The organism is Rhodococcus ruber (genome assembly GCF_027270735.1).
In the GTDB taxonomy this organism is placed as follows: domain Bacteria; phylum Actinomycetota; class Actinomycetes; order Mycobacteriales; family Mycobacteriaceae; genus Rhodococcoides; species Rhodococcoides rubrum_A.
This window is the reverse complement of the sequence record NZ_JAPWIJ010000016.1, coordinates 31,488-48,892: the sequence shown is the minus strand read 5'-3', so window position 1 is coordinate 48,892 and position 17,405 is coordinate 31,488. Positions and strand designations below refer to the sequence as shown.

Sequence of the window (17,405 nt, the reverse complement as noted above, 5' to 3'; positions counted from 1 at the left end):
TTCTGCTCGACGGGAATCGTGGGTCACTCCACGGGGCCCCACGGCTAGTAGGTCCGACCGCGACTACTCCAGTGTGACTGTTCAGTTTCGTGCAGGCAGGGTCGTTTTGCGGACATGTTTCGTCGGAATTGGTTGCCGGAATCCGGCAAGTTAGGCGATCGTACCTGTCATGACGACAGGCGACCGCCAGGCCAGTCGAGCAGCATGGCACCGAGTACGGCTGTATGCAGCGCAAATGCCTCGACCGGGTTGCCCACATCCTGACCGGTCAAATCATGTATTCGCGACAATCTGTACGTGACCGCCCTCACCGACAAGTGCATGCGTCGCGCGGTGGACGCAGAGTTCGCGCCGGTGTCGAAGTACACCTGCAACGTTTCCAGCAACGGACCCGCACCACCGCGGGCGACCAGAAGCGGCGTCAGCAACGTGTCGACAAGATCGGCGATGGCGGCCCGGTCACTGATGAGAACTCGATAGACCAGCAGATCTCGCGCATCGACTACCGGCGTGTCGAGTCCGAGCGAGGAGGCGAGTTCGAGAGCATCGAGCGCCTCGCGGTACGACGCGGCGACCCCTGCTGCTCCTCCGCGTGGGCGACCGACCCCGATCTGCGTCCTGCCGTACTCGCCGTCGCGACGGAGGTCGACGGAGTCGGTCGGGATGTGTGCGGACGTACCGAGGACACGTCCCGCCTTGGTGAGAACATGCTCGACGGCATCGCGGTCGGGTGCAGGGAAGACCAGAATCAACCGGCCCTGTTTGGTTGCGACGAGCAACTCGGCGTCACCTTTGCTGCCTTGCACGCTGCGTTCGACGAGCCCGATCGCCGAACTCGCGTCCGTGAACGGCTTGCTCGACGTGACCACCGCTACCGCGTGCGGACTCGACAGGTCCAGCCCGAACGTCTGGGCGCGTCCGAGTACGCCGGCGACGTCGGACGTTCCGGACAGCAGATCGTCGACGAACTCACGGCGGGCGAGTACCTCGGCCCGAACGAGCGTGCGACGGGCGAGTTGAAACCCTTCGGCGAGCTCGGCCACCGCGTCGTCGACGGCCCGCAGCATCACCTCGCCTGCCGTCACGACGCCGGCCGGATTGTCGGCGGCTGCCGTCACTGCGGGCAGTTCTCGCCACAGCCGCCAAGCCGAGGAGAGATACAGGTCGAGGAGTGCTCGCAATGCGACTCCGGCGCGCGCGGCAGCATCACCCTGAGCTCGGAACGCTCTGAGCTGTTGTCGTCTGAGCGGGACGCCCGCGTTCACGGCGTCGGTGAGGACGTCGAGAAAGTTGCCGAGAAACACGACGTCGAGGCCGCCGGCGTCCGACGCAGCCAGCGCAGCGACCGTGTCGAGCCGTGCCCCGCCCTCCTGTGTGGCCATGTGTTCGCTCGTCTCCCATCCGATCGAAGGTCAATGGTAGGCATCGCAGTGGCAGTCCCGAAACGAGTCGCTGCGTGAATCGAGACATCTCGCGGCGTGTTCGATATGCGACAGGCACTATCTGGGAGCACAATCAGCCGATCCGCACGTTCGCCTCCACGTTGGGAGAGCCGACCATGACTTCGTCGAACAGACCCGCATCGAGTCTGCGATCACAGCTGTTGCGCAAGAAACCGATCGTGGACCCGGACCAGCAGAGCAGTGGCGGTCTGGAACGCACCATCGGCACATTTCAGCTGACGATGTTCGGCGTCGGTGCCACCATCGGCACCGGTATCTTCTTCGTGCTGTCGCTGGCCGTTCCCGAGGCCGGTCCCGCGGTCGTGCTCTCGTTTCTGGCGGCAGGTATCGCGGCCGGACTCGCTGCCATCTGTTACGCCGAAATGGCGTCGGCAGTGCCGGTTTCCGGCTCTACCTACTCGTACGCCTACGTGACGATGGGTGAGGTGGTCGCGATGGGGGTCGCGGCCTGCCTGTTGCTCGAATACGGGGTGTCGAGTGCCGCCGTCGCCGTGGGGTGGAGCGGGTATCTGAACGAACTGCTCAACAACCTCTTCGGTTTCACCATCCCGCATGCGTTGTCCGCTGCACCGGGTGACGCCGACCCTGGAGTCATGAACCTGCCCGCTGTGGTCCTGATCGTCTTGTGCGCCGTGCTGCTCATTCGCGGTGCCAGTGAATCCGCAGCAGTCAATGCGGTCATGGTCGTCATCAAACTCGGTGTGCTCGCACTGTTCGCGGTCGTCGGATTCTCCGCCTTCGACTCGGGGAACTTCTCCGATTTCATGCCGCTGGGTACTGCCGGTGTCACCGCGGCCGCAGGCACCATCTTCTTCTCGTTCATCGGACTCGACGCGGTGTCCACCGCGGGCGACGAGGTGAAGAATCCACAGAAGACCATGCCGCGAGCCATCATTGCTGCGCTCATCGTCGTCATCGTCTTCTACCTCGTGGTCGCCGTGGCAGCGCTGGGGACTCAGCCGTGGACCGCCTTCGCCGGGCAGGAGGAAGCCGGCTTGGCCGAGATTCTTCGCAACGTCACCGGGCAGGCCTGGCCGGCAACGATTCTGGCTGCCGGCGCGGTCATTTCGATCTTCTCGGTGACCCTGGTGACGATGTACGGGCAGACTCGCATTCTGTTCGCCATGGGCCGAGACGGCATGTTGCCGAAGGCGTTTGCCAAAGTCAGTCCGCGCACGCACACCCCGGTCAACAACACGATCGTGGTCGCGGTGATCATCTCGATTCTCGCTGCGTTCATTCCGCTCGACAAGCTGGCCGATCTGGTGTCGATCGGAACCCTCGTCGCGTTCATAGTCGTGGCGATCGGGGTGATCGTGCTTCGTCGGACGATGCCGGACCTGGAGCGTCCGTTCAAGGTCCCGGGCTACCCGGTGACGCCGGTGTTGTCGGTCGCCGCGTGCGTGTACATCCTGTCCGGTCTGCGGTGGACCACGTGGTTCTGGTTCGGGCTGTGGCTCGCCGTGGTTCTCGCGTTCTACTTCGTGTGGGGTCGGCATCATTCGGCGCTCCGATCGGTTGGAAAGGACGCGGAATGAGCGTTCTGATCGCCTTCGCGCCGGGAAAAGGCAGTGTCGGTGCCCTCGATTTGGGTGCCCAGCTCGCGCGGTCGTCGGGTACCGACATCGACGTTGCGACGGTGGTGCCGAAGCCGTGGTCCACGCCGTCGATGGCACGCGTCGATGCCGAGTTCGCGGATTGGGCGGCGGTGACGGCAGCCGAGTCCGAGGCGAAGGCGCGGCACTATCTGGAGGACCGGGCTCCCGACATCACCGCCTCGTTCCATCGCGTGGCGCATCGCTCGGTGTCGACCGCGCTGACCGAAGCGGCACAGAACTTCTCGGCTTCGGTTCTGGTTCTCGGTTCCTCGGGCGACGGGGCGCTCGGGCAAGTTGTCGTCGGGTCGACCGCGGACAAGCTCCTGCACTCCTCGCCGGTGACGGTAGCGCTCGCTCCGCGCGGCTATCGCATGCGTGAACGTGCGACGCTGACGCGGATCACCTGCGCGTTCTCCGGCGACAGCGAAGCCTCGCGCGTGGTGGGACCCACCGCGGAACTGGCCAGGGATGCAGGTATTCCACTCCGATTGGCGTCGTTCGTCGTGCGCGGGGCAACGATGTACCCACCCGAGATCGGACTGAAAGCCGAGGACGACGTTGCCGCCGAACTCGCCCGCGGGCTGAGCGAGGCACTCACCGCGGCGGTGGACGACGCCGTTGCGGTGGGTCTTCCCGCCGAACAGGTGACAACCGAGTTGGCCTCGGCCGGGAGTTGGCGCGAAGCCCTCGACGAACTGCACTGGCAGGACGGCGAAGTACTGACCATCGGATCGTCCGGACCGTTGGGGCCCATCGCTCGTGTGTTCCTCGGTTCGCGGGCAACGAAGATCATTCGTCATTCACCGGTACCGATCTTGGTGTTGCCGCGTCGGTGACGTTCTATCGGTTCAGGGCCAGCACCGAGAGCAGTTCGTAGGCCACGTGCGCCGCGGCGATTCCGGTGATTTCGGCGTGGTCGTATGCGGGCGCAACCTCGACGATGTCGGCACCGACCACGTTCAGCCCCACGAGTCCGCGCAGCGTGTTCAACAGTTCGCGAGTGGTCATTCCCCCGGCTTCGGGAGTGCCGGTGCCCGGAGCGTGTGCTGGGTCGAGTACGTCGATGTCGACCGAGACGTAGACCGGGCCACCGTCGAGGCGACGGCGCATCCGCTCGACGATGCTGGCCACGCCGTCGACCTCGTAGTCGTCGGAGCGGATGACCTGGAAGCCGAGCACCCGGTCGTCCTCGAGGTCCTGCTCGCTGTAGAGAGGGCCGCGGATACCGATGTGTTGTGAGCGTTCGAGGTCGATGAGCCCTTCCTCGCTGGCCCGCCGAAACGGTGTGCCATGGGTGTACGGCGCACCGAAGTACGTATCCCACGTGTCGAGGTGAGCATCGAAGTGCAGCACTGCTATCGGCCCGTGGTCGCGCGCGAGGGAACGCAGGATCGGCAGTGCGATGGTGTGGTCACCGCCGAGGGTGAGAACCGACGAGCCGTCGGCGCGCAGGTCCGTCACGGCGTCGTGCACCGTGGTCAGTGCCTCGGCGATGTCGAACGGATTGACCCCGATGTCGCCGAAGTCCGCCACCTGTTGACGGGCGAAGGGCGAGACCTTCAGCGCAGGGTTGTACGGCCGCAACAGTTTCGAGGCTGCTCGGATGTGCCCCGGGCCGAAACGTGCACCCGGGCGGTAACTCACGCCGGAATCGAACGGGACGCCGAGGATGGTGACGTCGGCGCGGGACACCTCGTCGAGACGGGGCAGCCGCGCGAAGGTGGTCGGCTCGGCGAAGCGGGGGACCTTGGTGGCGTCGACCGGACCGATCGGTGGGTGCTCGGGATTGCTCGGGTTCATCGACAATTCCTTCCGAATTTCAGGAGTCCGGTCACGGTCGGTCGACCAGTTCGCCCGGCAAGCGTTACTCTGATGCTCGATCTTGTCAACACGAGTTTCCTGAAAGGCGAGAGCAGTGTCCCTTGCTACCTCGGTCGTAGGCGATGCACCGCGTATCGGTGCGCGGCTCAGGGAGGCTCGGCAGAAGAAGCGGTTGACTCTGGATGCGCTCGCCGAGACGTGTGGGGTGACCAAGGGGTACCTGTCCAAGCTCGAGCGCGATCAGGTGAACGCCTCGGTTGCGTCGTTGGTGCGGGTATGCGCTGCGCTCGACGTACCGGTCGGCTCCCTGTTCGACGATGCCCCGGTGGGTGACGTCGTACGCGCACAGTCGTTGCCGCGCATCGTGTTCGGCGGCGAGGCGATGACGGAGTATTTGTTGACTCCGGTGGGAGAGCGGCGCGTCCAGGTGTTGCTGGGGCATATCGAGGAGGGCGGCGGCAGTGGGGCGGAGGCGTACACCCTGCCGTTGGACGTCACGTTCGTGCACGTGTTGTCCGGCGAGGTGCGGGTGACCTTCGAGGCCGACCCCGACGGCAACTTCGGCGGCGACGACGTCCTGCTCGGGGCGGGCGATGCGTTCACCTTCTCGCCCAGGCGACCGCACAGTTTTCGCAGCGAGGGTAGCGACGGTGCGCAGGTTCTGTGGGTACTCGCTCCGGCGTTGCCAGAGCAGTTGCCTGTGATGAAACAGGAGTTTTCCGCATGACTGTCACCGTCGCGTTGTTTCAAGGACCGGAGTTCTCCGCCGATGTGGATACGAACCTCGCGGCGATCGATGCTGCCGCAGAGGGCGCGGCTGCCGCAGGGGCGTCCATCCTGATCACGCCGGAGATGTCGGTCAGTGGTTACGACATCGGAGATCTCGTGCGGGAGCGCGCCGAACCGTTCGACGGTCCGATCTTCGAGCGCATCGCCGCTATCGCGCGATCTCGAAATGTCGCAATCGTGTACGGGTATCCCGAGAGCAGCGGTGAAACGGTGTTCAACTCGGTCCAGGTGGTCGACGCATCCGGGTTGTCGATCGCCCGATACCGCAAGACCCACCTCTTCGGTGAACTCGATCGCACGCACTTCGCTCCTGGGCCGGAACTGTTGGTGCAGTTCGACTTCGGAGGTCTGCGCTGCGGTCTGCTCACCTGTTACGACGTCGAATTTCCGGAAACAGTGCGTGCGCATGCCGATGCCGGAACGCAGTGGTTGCTCGTCCCGACCGGTTTGATGACGCCGTTCGAGATCATCGCAACCCACGTAGTCCCGACGAGGGCGTACGAGAGTCAACTGTTCATCACCTACGTGAATCGCTGCGGTGCCGAGGCCGGCCTGACGTACTGCGGACTCACCTGCGCCGTCGCGCCCGGTGGCAACGACATAGCGCGAGCCGGGGCGCACGAACGACTTCTGACGGTCGCGCTGGATCCGGCCGAGCTCGCTCGATCCCGCGCCGTCAACACGCATCTGGCCGATCGGCGCCATGATCTTTACCCGACAGGGTCCTCGAGGCCCGAGCAGGAGACCGACCGATGACCACACCCGTCACCCCGGACAGCTCGATCGAATCCGAGGACGAACAGCCACTCACCATGTTCGGCCCGGACTTCCCGTTCGCGTACGACGACTACCTCGCGCATCCGGCCGGTCTCGGCAGCATTCCCGACGCGGCCCTCGGTACCCAGGTCGCCGTGATCGGCGGCGGACTGGCGGGCATGGTCGTCGCCCATGAGCTGCTGCGTCTCGGGTTCGAACCCGTTGTGTACGAATCGGATCGAATCGGCGGCAGGATGCGCTCGGTACCGTTCGACGGGTACCCAGGAGTGGTGGCCGAGATGGGTGCGATGCGGTTTCCGCCGTCGTCGACCACGCTGTTCCACTACCTCGACGCCGTCGGGCTCGAGACGACGCCGTTTCCGAATCCGTTGGCAGAGGTGACACCGAGCACGGTGATCGACCTCAAGGGCGAGAGCCACTACGCACGCAAGCTCGACGAGCTTCCGCCTATCTTCGCCGAGGTTGCCGACGCGTGGAACCGGACACTCGAGGAGCATGCCGAACTGGTTCCGCTACAGCGCGCCATCCGAAGACGCGACGCGGCCGAGATCAAGAGGATCTGGAACGAGCTGATCGTGAAATTCGACGACCAGACCTTCTACGGTTTCCTCGCTGCGTCCGAGCACTTCTCGTCGTTTCGCATGCGAGAGCTGTTCGGCCAGGTCGGTTTCGGAACGGGTGGTTGGGATACCGACTATCCCAACTCGATTCTCGAGATCCTTCGCGTCGTCAGTACGGCAGCGGACGACCACCACCGCGGAATCGTCGGAGGCTCACAGCAACTGCCGATGCGGCTGTGGACCGACTCACCTGCGAACATGGTGCACTGGCCTGCAGGCACATCGGTGGCCTCACTGAACGGCGGCACCACGATGTCGCGCGTCACCGAGATCAGGCGCACCGACGGCGGCACCACGATCCACGACGATCGCGGCAACATCCGCACCTATGCGGCCGCCGTCGTCACGGCCCAGAGCTGGATGCTGCTCAGCAACATCAGATGTGACGACGGCCTGTTTCCCATCGATCACTGGACCGCCATCGAACGCACCCACTACATGGGGTCGACCAAAGTGTTCGCACTCGTCGATCGGCCGTTCTGGAAGGACAAGGATCCAGCCACCGGACGAGACCTGGTCAGCATGACGCTGACCGACCGAATGAGCCGCGGCACCTACCTACTCGATCAGGGCGAGGGCAAGCCGGGTCTGATCTGCCTGTCCTACACCTGGTCCGACGATTCGCTCAAGCTGCTGGCCCTCGACCCGACCGAGCGGATGAACATCATGTTGCGCTCGCTCGAGGAGATCTACCCCGGCGTCGACTTCCGCAGCCACATCATCTCGACCCCGGTGACACTGTCCTGGGAGACCGAACGCGATTTCATGGGTGCATTCAAAGCGAACCTGCCGGGTCACTACCGATACCAGGAGAGGCTGTTCACCCATTTCATGCAGGACGAGCTCGAGCCCCGACACCGGGGGATATTCCTGGCCGGCGACGACATCTCGTGGACCGCGGGTTGGGCCGAGGGTGCGATTCATACGGCACTGAACGCAGTGTGGGGCGTCGTGCATCATCTGGGCGGTTCGTCCGCCGAGGGCAATCCGGGACCGGGCGACGTCTTCGAGTCCATCGCGCCGCTTCGATTGGGCGACTGAGACTTCGGATGGAGTGACCGGGGCGTGCGCTCGTCGAAGACGAACAGCGCCAGGGCGATGGTCAGCATCAGCGCCACGACCCAGATGGCTCGCAGTCCGAACAGCTCGACCGCAGCTGCGCCCAGCAGCGCGCCACCGAGGAACCCGGAGATCACCGCGCCGAACCGTCGTGCCCGCGTGCCTGCCTCGCGATCGTGGTCGACAACACGATGAAAAGCTGCCATCGCCATGCTGCGTAGATTTCCGGTGGTCATCGTGGTGTTGAAAGGCGAATCCACCAGTACGCGAAAGGTGGTCACCTGCACACCGGCCACGTGCGCGAGGATGACCGAGACGACGGCGTCGGGCACGGTTGCCGGCAGAAATCCGACGACCAGAACCACGACGATCTCGAAGACGAGCACCGCACGGACCGGCCGCCGTACGACCTTTGCCACCGCGGGCAACGCGATGAACTCCGCTGTCGCGACTCCCAGCACGAACGCCGCCAACGGCGGTAGGAACGCCAGCGCGTCGATCCAACGCCCGCCGGCGATATCGACGCCGAGCAGCACCACGTTGCCGGTCTGGGCACCTGCGAACACTCCGCCTCGAGTGACGTAGGTGTAGGCGTCGAGAAAGCCCCCGACTGCGGCCAGGAGTACCCCGAGTCGAACCGACTTCGCGGTAGCGACAGCGATGTGGGGTTCAGGACGTGGCGTGGTCATCGACAGATCCTGACACGATTGCCGATATTCACGTCGTTGCGGAAATCAGTGAGAGCAACAATTCCGCGCGCACGCGCGCGGACGTGAGATCCACCGCGAGTAGTTCCTCGCACCGCGTGATCCGGTTTCGCAGCGTGTGTCGATGAACGGACAGTTGTGCCGCAGCGGTTTCCCAGTGCCCGTTGGCCTCGAGGAAAGCCCGAAGTGACGCCACCAGATCGGCGGTATGGATGCGGTCGTATTCGGCCAGCACGGCGATGGTCACCGCAGCCATGGCGCGCAACGACTCCTGCACCGGTTCGGAGGCCAGCAACATCGATCCGCTGAATTCGACGATGCGATCGTGGGATCCGGCAGCCGCGCAGGCGAGCGAGGCTTGTCGGAGCGCCGCGGGGGACTCGGTGATCCGAAGGCGGGAACTGAGGCCTACGCACGTCGATCGGGGCAACGAATCCATCAGGCGTGCAACAAATGTGGCGTCGTCGGAGCCGCGGAGCAAGAGTGTGCAGCCGGTGTCGGTCGTCCGGGCGAAGGTGGGCCGCGCCCGGAGCCGAGACTCGGCATCGATCGCGTCGACGATGCGTTCGGATGGTCCGCGAACCACCGCAACCCTGATGTGAGAGTCGTCGTCGGCAGCATCGGTGAGGTAGCTGGGCAGCAGCGCGTCCTCGTCGGTGGTCAGATGCCCGTCGAGGAGCAGCCCGAGCGCCAGGGTGTTGAGCCTGGACTGCTCGGCGCGCAGGCGCGCCGGCTTCTCGAGTTCGAGGGTCACCAGCGAAACGGCATGGCCGAGCAGGATCTGCTCGACCCCGGTCATCGGACCAGCGGTGCGGATGGCCAGGAAAGTCGGCGCGCTGCCGGTGATCGGGACGGAATGCAGACTCACGGTGCGGCCCGGTTCGCTCACCGAGACCGTGGCAGGCGACGCCGACGGACGAATGCTGCCAGCGATGTCGCGGGCCTGCTCGACGAGGCTCGATGCGTCCGTCGGATGGAACGATTCGGTGCGCCTACCGATCAGTGCCACCGATGTCGACGTGGCAACGGCGAGTTCCCGGACGATCGCGTCGACGCCGCCGTGCAGAGCTGCTCGCGTGATGCGGTTCTGTACCGACGCAGCACGAACGACCTGCTCGTACTCCTGCTCCGAGATTCGCTTCATGACCGCCCGAATGACGGCTGCGAACGGAGTGTCGTAGGGAACTTCCACGACCGGAAGGCCTACCTCGTCTGCGGCGTCGAGGAGATGCTGGGGAATCACGCTGTGAGACAAACCGATTCCGAATCCGAGACAGGCGACACCGGCGTTCGCGAGGGTGCGAACGTAGGTGTCGAGCGCGGGACCGTCGGAGTCGAAGCCCAGCCCGGTCGTCAGAATCAACTCGCCGCCCGACAGCCAGGGGCTGGGGTCGGTGAGCTCGGTTGCCTGCGCGAAGGTGATGGACGCAGAACTGCGCTCGGGTCCGCCGCGATGACTCAGTCGAAGGTGTCGCTGCCTCAGCAGCCAGGACATCTGCACGCTCACATATCGCACTGTAATCCTGGGGTCGACGAAACGGAGTGCGATCGGCTCACAGGTTGGACGAAATGGCAGCCGACTCGGCGAACGAGCAGTCGCATACTTGCTGAACCAGCCCAGACGAAAGGTGCGACCATGGCCTCGATCGAGTACCGACTTCCACAGGAGCGCAAGATCGTCACCGCGTTCCCCGGACCGAAGTCGTCGGCATTGGCGGAGCGCCGCAAGGCTGTCGTCGGTGCAGGCGTGGCGTCGACCCTGCCGGTCTACGTTGCCGACGCAGACGGCGGCGTCGTCGTCGATGTGGACGGCAACTCGCTGATCGATCTCGGTGCCGGAATTGCCGTGACGACCGTCGGTGCCTCGAATCCCGCTGTCGTCGCCGCCGTGCAGGATCAGGTCGCTCACTTCACCCACACCTGCTTCATGATCGCGCCCTACGAGGGATACATCGCAGTCGCGGAGAAGTTGGCCGAACTGACCCCCGGAGATCACGACAAGCGCACCGTCCTGTTCAACAGCGGTGCCGAGGCTGTGGAGAACGCGGTCAAGATCGCGCGGCACTCCACCGGCCGCTCGGCGGTCGTCGTGTTCGACCACGCCTACCACGGCCGTACCAACCTGACTATGGCACTGACCTCGAAGTCGATGCCGTACAAGAGCGGGTTCGGACCGTTCGCTCCGGAGGTCTACCGTGCTCCGATGTCGTATCCGTTCCGTGAAGGCCTGAACGCGGACGGTTCCGCGGTCACCGGTGCCCAGGCTGCAGCACGGGCGATCTCCGTCATCGAAAAGCAGGTCGGTGCAGGCAATCTCGCGGCCATCCTGATCGAGCCGATTCAGGGTGAGGGCGGCTTCGTCGTGCCGGCCGAGGGGTTCCTGCCTGCCCTGGCGAACTGGGCGCGCGAGAACGACGTCGTCTTCATCGCCGACGAGGTGCAATCCGGATTCACCCGAACCGGTGCCTGGTTCGCCAGTGAGCACGAGGGCGTCGTCCCGGACCTGATCACCATGGCGAAGGGCATCGCGGGCGGAATGCCGCTGGCCGCGGTCACCGGCCGCGCAGACCTGATCGACGCCGTGCACCCCGGCGGACTCGGTGGAACGTACGGCGGCAACCCGGTTGCCTGCGCTGCCGCACTGGCATCCATCGAGCAGATGGAGACTCTCGACCTCAACGCCCGCGCCCGCGACATCGAACGCATCGTGCTCGACCGGCTGCACGCGTTGGCTCCTGACGTCTCCATCATCGGTGACCTTCGCGGACGCGGAGCCATGTTGGCCGTCGAACTGGTCGTACCCGGTGGACGTGAGCCCAATCCCGAAGCAACCAAAGCCGTTGCGGCTGCGGCACTCGAGGCCGGGGTGATCGTGCTGACGTGCGGAACCTACGGCAACGTCATCCGCTTGCTGCCGCCGCTCGTGATCTCCGACGAGCTGTTGGACGACGCGCTCACCGTCCTCGAAGGCGCGCTTCGCGCTGTGGCACAGGGGAACTGACATGTCGGCCCAGGATTTGATCTCCTCGCTTCCCACCGATCTCTGGCTCGGCGGTGCGCAGACACCGTCGGCGTCGGGTGCCCGGTTCTCGGTACTGAACCCGGCGACCGGCGAGGAACTGACCACCGTCGCCGACGCCACCGCGGCCGACGGGATCACCGCGCTCGATCTCGCGGCTGCCGCGCAGGGTGAATGGGCAGCAACGCCTGCCCGCGAGCGGGCAGAGATTCTGCGGCGCGCCTTCGACCTGCTGCAGGCTCGCGCCGCCGATTTCGCTCTGCTGATGACCCTCGAAATGGGGAAGTCGTTGGCGGAGAGCCGTGGTGAAGTGAACTACGGCGGCGAATTCCTGCGCTGGTTCAGCGAGGAAGCCGTTCGGATCGGCGGCCGGTTCACCCCGGCGCCGGCAGGAAACGGCCGAATCCTGGTAACCAAGATGCCCGTCGGTCCGGTGCTGGCCATCACACCGTGGAACTTTCCGTTGGCCATGGGAACGCGGAAGATCGGGCCCGCTCTTGCTGCCGGGTGCACCGTCATCGTCAAGCCGGCCGAGGACACTCCGCTCACGATGCTTCTTCTCGGACAGGTGTTCGCCGACGCGGGGTTGCCCAGTGGGGTGCTTTCGATCCTCCCGGCCTCCGATGCCGCGGCGGTCACCGGACCGCTGATGGACGACCCCAGGCTGAGGAAGGTCACGTTCACCGGTTCGACGGGAGTGGGAAAGCTGTTGGTACGCAACGCAGCCGACCGACTGCTACGGACATCGATGGAACTCGGCGGCAATGCCCCCTTCATCGTGTTCGACGACGCGAACATCGACGCGGCCGTGGACGGGGCGATGCTCGCCAAGATGCGCAACGGCGGCGAGGCCTGCACCGCAGCCAACCGCCTGTACGTCGCGAACTCCGTGCGTGAGGAATTCACCGCGAAGTTGACGGCGCGAATCGAGGCCCTGGTGGTCGGTCCGGGTGACCGAGAGGGCACCGATATCGGGCCGCTCATCAACGACAAACAGCGTGGAACGGTCACCGCACTGGTCGACGATGCCGTCGCGAAGGGTGCTCGGGTGCGCACCGGCGGCACGGCACCGGATGGACCTGGATTCTTCTATACGCCGACGGTTCTCGACAGCATCCCCGCGGACGCGAACCTGTTGCAGGACGAGATCTTCGGCCCGGTGGCAGCGATCATCGGATTCGACACCGAGGACGAGGCGGTGACCGCCGCGAACGACACCCGCTACGGGTTGGTGGCGTACTTCTACACCGAGAACCTCGACCGGGCCCTGCGGGTGTCGGAGGCTCTGGACACCGGCATGGTCGGGGTCAATCGCGGTGCGATCTCCGACGCGGCCGCCCCGTTCGGTGGCGTCAAGGAATCGGGCTTCGGGCGCGAGGGCGGGTCGGAGGGCATCGAGGAATACCTCGAGACCAAGTACATCGCGCTGCAGTAGCCGGTGCACGTAGCGCTCCACTCTGCGACCGTCAGCGGGGGAATTCCCGATCGACGGCCGAGAGTGGAGCGATTCGTGCCGGTCCGTTCTCAGCTCTGCGCGGCTGCGATCCGGTCTTCGGCCATGCGATCGGCTGCGGCTCCCAGCAGAATGCCCTCGGCACGCGCGATGGCGAAGATGCCGGAGACCGTGTCGCGAATCCTCCCGATCGTGGCCATCACTTGGTCCGAATCCTTGCCGCGCAGTTCGCCTTCCACCTGAATCAGTCCGCCGGCGTTGGCGACGTAATCAGGCACCCAGACGATTCCGCGCGCCGCCAGCATCGTTTCGACGTCGGGTGTGAGCAGCTGGTTGTTGGCCGCGCCGCAGACGATGGACGCCGTCAATCGGGCCACCGAGGAGGCGTCGAGGGTGGCACCCATGGCGCACGGTGCGTAGACGTCGACGTCGGCACCGATGATGTCGGATCCGATGGTGACTCCGGGGAAGTCCAGAGCGATGCGATCGAGCGCGGGCGCGTAGGAGTCGCTGACGATCACCTCGGCACCGGCCTCGCGAAGCAAAGCGACGAGGTTGTAGCCCACTTTGCCCGCACCCTCGACGCCGACGCGCTTGCCGGTCAGATCGTCGGAGCCCCATGTCGATTCGGCTGAGGCACGGAGCGAGAGAAAGACCCCGAGCGCGGTCTGCGGACCGCTGTCTCCGGTGCCGCCCGCGGTGGTGTTCTTGCCGACGACGTGCGCCGTCTCTTCGGCGATGATGTCGAGATCGTTGCTGTTGGTGCCCATATCACCTGCCGTGACGTAGGTTCCGCGGAGCGATTCGACGAACCGGCCGTACGCGTTCAGCAGCGTCGGGGTCTTGATGGCGGTGGGATCGCCGATGATCACGGCCTTGCCGCCGCCGAGATCTACGCCCGCAACAGCGGCCTTGTAGGTCATTCCTCGGGAGAGTCGCAGTACATCGGTCAACGCGTCCTGCTCGGATGCGTAGGGGTAGAAGCGAGTTCCGCCGAGGGCCGGCCCGAGAACGGTGGAGTGGACGGCGATGATCGCGCGCAGCCCGGTATCGCGGTCCTGGCAGAACACGACGCGTTCGTGCGCGGAGTCGCGCGGCATGTCGGGACGGTCGAAGACGCCTGCCGTCGAGGAGAGGGAGCGGGGCGGGGTGCTGGTGACGGCGGCGGGGTGGTCGGCAACGACGGACACAGGCTGTCTCTTTCGGTGATGAGGCGGCGGTACCCGGAAATGGATGGTATCCGGGAACATGTCCGTCGAAGAGTGCCGTGAACGTGCACGCTGGTCAACCGTCGTCGTCGAGATCGTGCATGTTGCACGGTGACGACCGAATCGGTCCGGCAGAGCTGGTCTCGCTGCTCAGCGTCGGCCCTCGTCTGCGAGCTGTTCGAGCAACGGCTTGGTGCGGTATTGGATCAGTTCCGACATGGCGATGGACATGTTGGTGCGCTCGACTCCGGGTATCTCGAGAATCAGACCGGCTATGCGATACAGGTCGTCGGCGTCGACGGCGGCGATGCGGATGTGCATATCTGCAGCTCCGGACAGGCCGAACACCTCGAGCACCTCCGGGATGGTGCGGAGATTCTCGGTGACCGCGGCCAACATGTGCTGATTGACCCGTGCGGTGACGAACGCCTGCAGTGGTCGCCCCAACGACTTCGGCGGGATTCGGTGATCGATCGGCGTCAGTGAGCCCTTGTCGTCCCATCGACCGAGGCGCGCCTGGACGGTGTTTCGGGACAAGCCCAGTGTCGTGGCGAGTTCGACCCCGGTGGCGCGTGGCTTCGAGCAGAGGGCGAGGAGAAGCTTGGCGTCGGTCTTGTCCAAATCGGTCATTGCGCACTTCCTGTAGCTCGGTCGACACCCAATATTGTGCACGTTGCGCAGTTTCGAAGTCATCACTTGTGCAGTCTGGATGTCGGTGGTGTCCTTGTGAAGGACATCACATCAGGACGGAGAGTGCCAGGACCATGAACACCAACTCGCTGGTTCAGCTGATCAAAGAGTCAGGAACCGTGGTGCGCAACGAGACCTACTCGCCTCTCGTCGCCGATATCGACACCGCCGCGATGATGGAGATGTATCGCGATCTCGTCGTCGTCCGGCGCATCGATGCCGAGGCCACCGCGTTGCAGCGGCAGGGCGAATTGGGTCTGTGGGCACCGCTGCTCGGTCAGGAAGCGGCGCAGGTCGGATCCGCTCGTGCGCTCGACACCGAGGACTTCGTGTTCGCCAGTTACCGCGAGCACGGCGTCGCTTACTGCCGCGGTGTAGATCCCACCCAGATGCTGCGCTTCTGGCGCGGATCGACGCTGTCCGGCTGGGACCCGTACGAGTACCGCATGACCACACCGGCGATCATCGTCGGATCGCAGGGTCTGCACGCGACCGGATACGCCATCGGTATGCAGCTCGAGGGTGCCGAGGGTGCGGCCATCACCTACTTCGGCGACGGCGCGACCAGTCAGGGCGACATCTCCGAAGCGCTCGGTTTCGCCGCCAGTTTCCATGCGCCGGTGGTGTTCTTCTGCCAGAACAATCAGTGGGCGATCTCCGAACCGGTGACGGTACAGACCAAGACGACGATCGCGGCCCGCGGCGAGGGCTTCGGCATTCCATCGGTGCGTGTCGATGGCAACGACGTTCTCGCCGTCCTGGCGGTGACCAGAGCAGCGCTGGCGCGTGCCCGAGAGGGCAGTGGCCCGACACTCATCGAGGCCGTCACCTACCGGATGGGCCCGCACACCACGTCCGACGATCCGACGCGATACCGCTCGGGTGCCACCGACGACGAATGGCGTGCGAAGGATCCGATCGACCGAATCGAGAAGCTGCTCAAGCGGATCGGCGTGTTCGACGACGCGTTCGCCGCTTCGGTGAAGCGCACGGCCGACGACGTCGCCGCGGAACTCCGCCGTGGGTGCCTCGAGACCGTCGAGCCGGAAGCGATGTCGGTGTTCGACAACGTCTACGCCGATCCACACCCCCTCCTGGACGACGAGCGGGCCCAATTTGCCTCGTACCAGGCCGGATTCGAAGGAGCTACGTCATGACCACCCTGGAACGGCCCACCACGCTGCCGTTGGGCAAGGCCATCAATGCAGGTCTGCGACGAGCGATGGAGGACGACCCGAAGGTTCTCCTCATGGGCGAGGACATCGGCAAGCTCGGTGGAGTCTTCCGCATCACCGACGGCCTCCAGAAGGACTTCGGACCCGGTCGTGTCCTCGATATGCCGCTGGCCGAATCCGGCATCATCGGCACCGCAGTCGGACTCGCGATGCGAGGATTCCGGCCGGTGTGCGAGATCCAGTTCGACGGCTTCATCTACCCGGCCTTCGATCAGATCGTCTCGCAGGTCGCCAAGCTGCACTACCGCACGAGTGGCAACGTGAAGATTCCGATGACTATTCGCGTGCCCTACGGCGGCGGAATCGGTGCCGTCGAACATCACTCGGAGTCTCCCGAGGGCTACTTCGCGCAGACCGCGGGCCTTCGTGTCGTCACCTGCAGCAATTCCGCAGATGGCTACTCGATGATCCAACAGGCCATTGCGAGCGACGACCCCGTGTTGTTCTTCGAGCCGAAACGTCGTTACTGGGAGAAGAGCCCGATCGACCTGGACTCCGCCGACCTCGACGGGTCGTATCCGCTGCACCGGGCGCGGGTGGTCACCGAGGGTACCGATGTCACCCTGATCGCCTACGGCCCGCTCGTCGCCACCGCCCGCAAGGCCGCCGAAGTTGCTGCCCACGAGGGGATCTCGATCGAGGTCATCGATCTGCGCTCGCTCTCTCCGATCGACTTCGAGACCATCGAGGCCTCGGTACGCAAGACCGGACGTCTGGTCGTCACACACGAGGCTCCGGTGTTCATGGGAATCGGCTCCGAGATCGCTGCGCGGATATCCGAACGGTGCTTCTACAACCTGGAAGCGCCGGTGCTGCGCGTCGGCGGCTTCGGGACTCCGTACCCCGCGTCGAAGCTCGAGAAGTTCTATCTCCCCGACGTCGACAGGATCCTCGACGCGGTCGACCGCTGCCGCTCCCACTGACCTTTCGTTCACTGCCGCCGACAGACACCGAACAGGATTCGAC

At 65.0% G+C, this 17,405-nt stretch carries 15 protein-coding genes; 9 read left to right on the top strand and 6 right to left on the bottom strand.

Going from position 1 to position 17,405, the window contains the following annotated elements; translation table 11 throughout:
- Positions 1 to 167 precede the first annotated feature (167 nt).
- Positions 168 to 1,382, bottom strand: a complete 1,215-nt coding sequence (locus O4220_RS25845; protein ID WP_269608409.1) for a PucR family transcriptional regulator — start codon at positions 1,380 to 1,382, stop codon at positions 168 to 170.
- 176 nt (positions 1,383 to 1,558) lie between these two features.
- Between O4220_RS25845 and O4220_RS25840 the strand changes: the two genes are divergently transcribed.
- Together O4220_RS25840 and O4220_RS25835 are read left to right on the top strand one after the other, a co-directional pair.
- A complete protein-coding gene (locus tag O4220_RS25840; RefSeq protein WP_269608408.1) occupies positions 1,559 to 3,001 on the top strand; it encodes an amino acid permease in 1,443 nt (480 codons plus the stop codon).
- Positions 2,998 to 3,897 (top strand): universal stress protein, encoded by a 900-nt coding sequence (locus tag O4220_RS25835; RefSeq protein ID WP_269608406.1) that lies wholly within the window; start codon positions 2,998 to 3,000, stop codon positions 3,895 to 3,897. Before O4220_RS25840 ends, O4220_RS25835 begins: the two co-directional genes overlap by 4 nt.
- 4 nt (positions 3,898 to 3,901) lie before the next feature.
- On the opposite strand, the gene speB is transcribed toward O4220_RS25835, so the two are convergent.
- Positions 3,902 to 4,861, bottom strand: coding sequence for an agmatinase (gene speB, locus O4220_RS25830; RefSeq protein ID WP_269608405.1), 960 nt, complete (start codon positions 4,859 to 4,861; stop codon positions 3,902 to 3,904).
- 115 nt (positions 4,862 to 4,976) lie between these two features.
- Between speB and O4220_RS25825 the strand changes: the two genes are divergently transcribed.
- From O4220_RS25825 to O4220_RS25815, 3 genes are read left to right on the top strand one after another with little or no spacing between them, the layout of a single operon-like run.
- The gene (locus O4220_RS25825; RefSeq protein WP_269608404.1) at positions 4,977 to 5,609 is read left to right on the top strand and encodes a helix-turn-helix domain-containing protein; all 633 of its coding nucleotides are present in this window, start codon (positions 4,977 to 4,979) and stop codon (positions 5,607 to 5,609) included.
- On the top strand, positions 5,606 to 6,427 hold the full coding sequence (locus tag O4220_RS25820; protein WP_269608403.1) for a carbon-nitrogen hydrolase family protein: 822 nt from the start codon (positions 5,606 to 5,608) through the stop codon (positions 6,425 to 6,427). The genes O4220_RS25825 and O4220_RS25820 overlap by 4 nt, the downstream gene beginning before the upstream one ends.
- Positions 6,424 to 8,109: a flavin monoamine oxidase family protein gene (locus tag O4220_RS25815; protein ID WP_269608402.1), complete on the top strand. Its 1,686-nt coding sequence runs from the start codon at positions 6,424 to 6,426 to the stop codon at positions 8,107 to 8,109. Before O4220_RS25820 ends, O4220_RS25815 begins: the two co-directional genes overlap by 4 nt.
- Here the strand turns inward: O4220_RS25815 and O4220_RS25810 are convergent.
- Entirely contained in the window at positions 8,025 to 8,816 is a 792-nt protein-coding gene (locus O4220_RS25810) for a YoaK family protein (RefSeq protein WP_269608401.1), read from the bottom strand. The genes O4220_RS25815 and O4220_RS25810 overlap by 85 nt on opposite strands.
- A gap of 28 nt (positions 8,817 to 8,844) precedes the next feature.
- Positions 8,845 to 10,341 (bottom strand): PucR family transcriptional regulator, encoded by a 1,497-nt coding sequence (locus O4220_RS25805; protein ID WP_269608400.1) that lies wholly within the window; start codon positions 10,339 to 10,341, stop codon positions 8,845 to 8,847.
- A gap of 129 nt (positions 10,342 to 10,470) precedes the next feature.
- On the opposite strand from O4220_RS25805, the gene gabT reads away from it, so the two are divergent.
- Positions 10,471 to 11,835, top strand: a complete 1,365-nt coding sequence (gene gabT, locus O4220_RS25800) for a 4-aminobutyrate--2-oxoglutarate transaminase (protein ID WP_269608399.1) — start codon at positions 10,471 to 10,473, stop codon at positions 11,833 to 11,835.
- A 1-nt stretch (position 11,836) separates the two neighbouring features.
- A complete protein-coding gene (locus O4220_RS25795) occupies positions 11,837 to 13,288 on the top strand; it encodes an NAD-dependent succinate-semialdehyde dehydrogenase (protein WP_269608398.1) in 1,452 nt (483 codons plus the stop codon).
- An 89-nt stretch (positions 13,289 to 13,377) separates the two neighbouring features.
- Here O4220_RS25795 and O4220_RS25790 read toward each other — a convergent pair whose 3' ends face one another.
- On the bottom strand, positions 13,378 to 14,406 hold the full coding sequence (locus O4220_RS25790) for a Glu/Leu/Phe/Val family dehydrogenase (protein WP_269608441.1): 1,029 nt from the start codon (positions 14,404 to 14,406) through the stop codon (positions 13,378 to 13,380).
- 258 nt (positions 14,407 to 14,664) lie between these two features.
- On the bottom strand, positions 14,665 to 15,144 hold the full coding sequence (locus tag O4220_RS25785; protein ID WP_269608397.1) for an Lrp/AsnC family transcriptional regulator: 480 nt from the start codon (positions 15,142 to 15,144) through the stop codon (positions 14,665 to 14,667).
- A gap of 134 nt (positions 15,145 to 15,278) precedes the next feature.
- On the opposite strand from O4220_RS25785, the gene pdhA reads away from it, so the two are divergent.
- Together pdhA and O4220_RS25775 are read left to right on the top strand one after the other, a co-directional pair.
- Positions 15,279 to 16,361: a pyruvate dehydrogenase (acetyl-transferring) E1 component subunit alpha gene (pdhA, locus tag O4220_RS25780; RefSeq protein ID WP_269608396.1), complete on the top strand. Its 1,083-nt coding sequence runs from the start codon at positions 15,279 to 15,281 to the stop codon at positions 16,359 to 16,361.
- Complete coding sequence (locus O4220_RS25775) at positions 16,358 to 17,362, top strand: alpha-ketoacid dehydrogenase subunit beta (protein ID WP_269608395.1); 1,005 nt, start codon at positions 16,358 to 16,360, stop codon at positions 17,360 to 17,362. Before pdhA ends, O4220_RS25775 begins: the two co-directional genes overlap by 4 nt.
- The last annotated feature ends 43 nt before the right edge of the window (positions 17,363 to 17,405 follow it).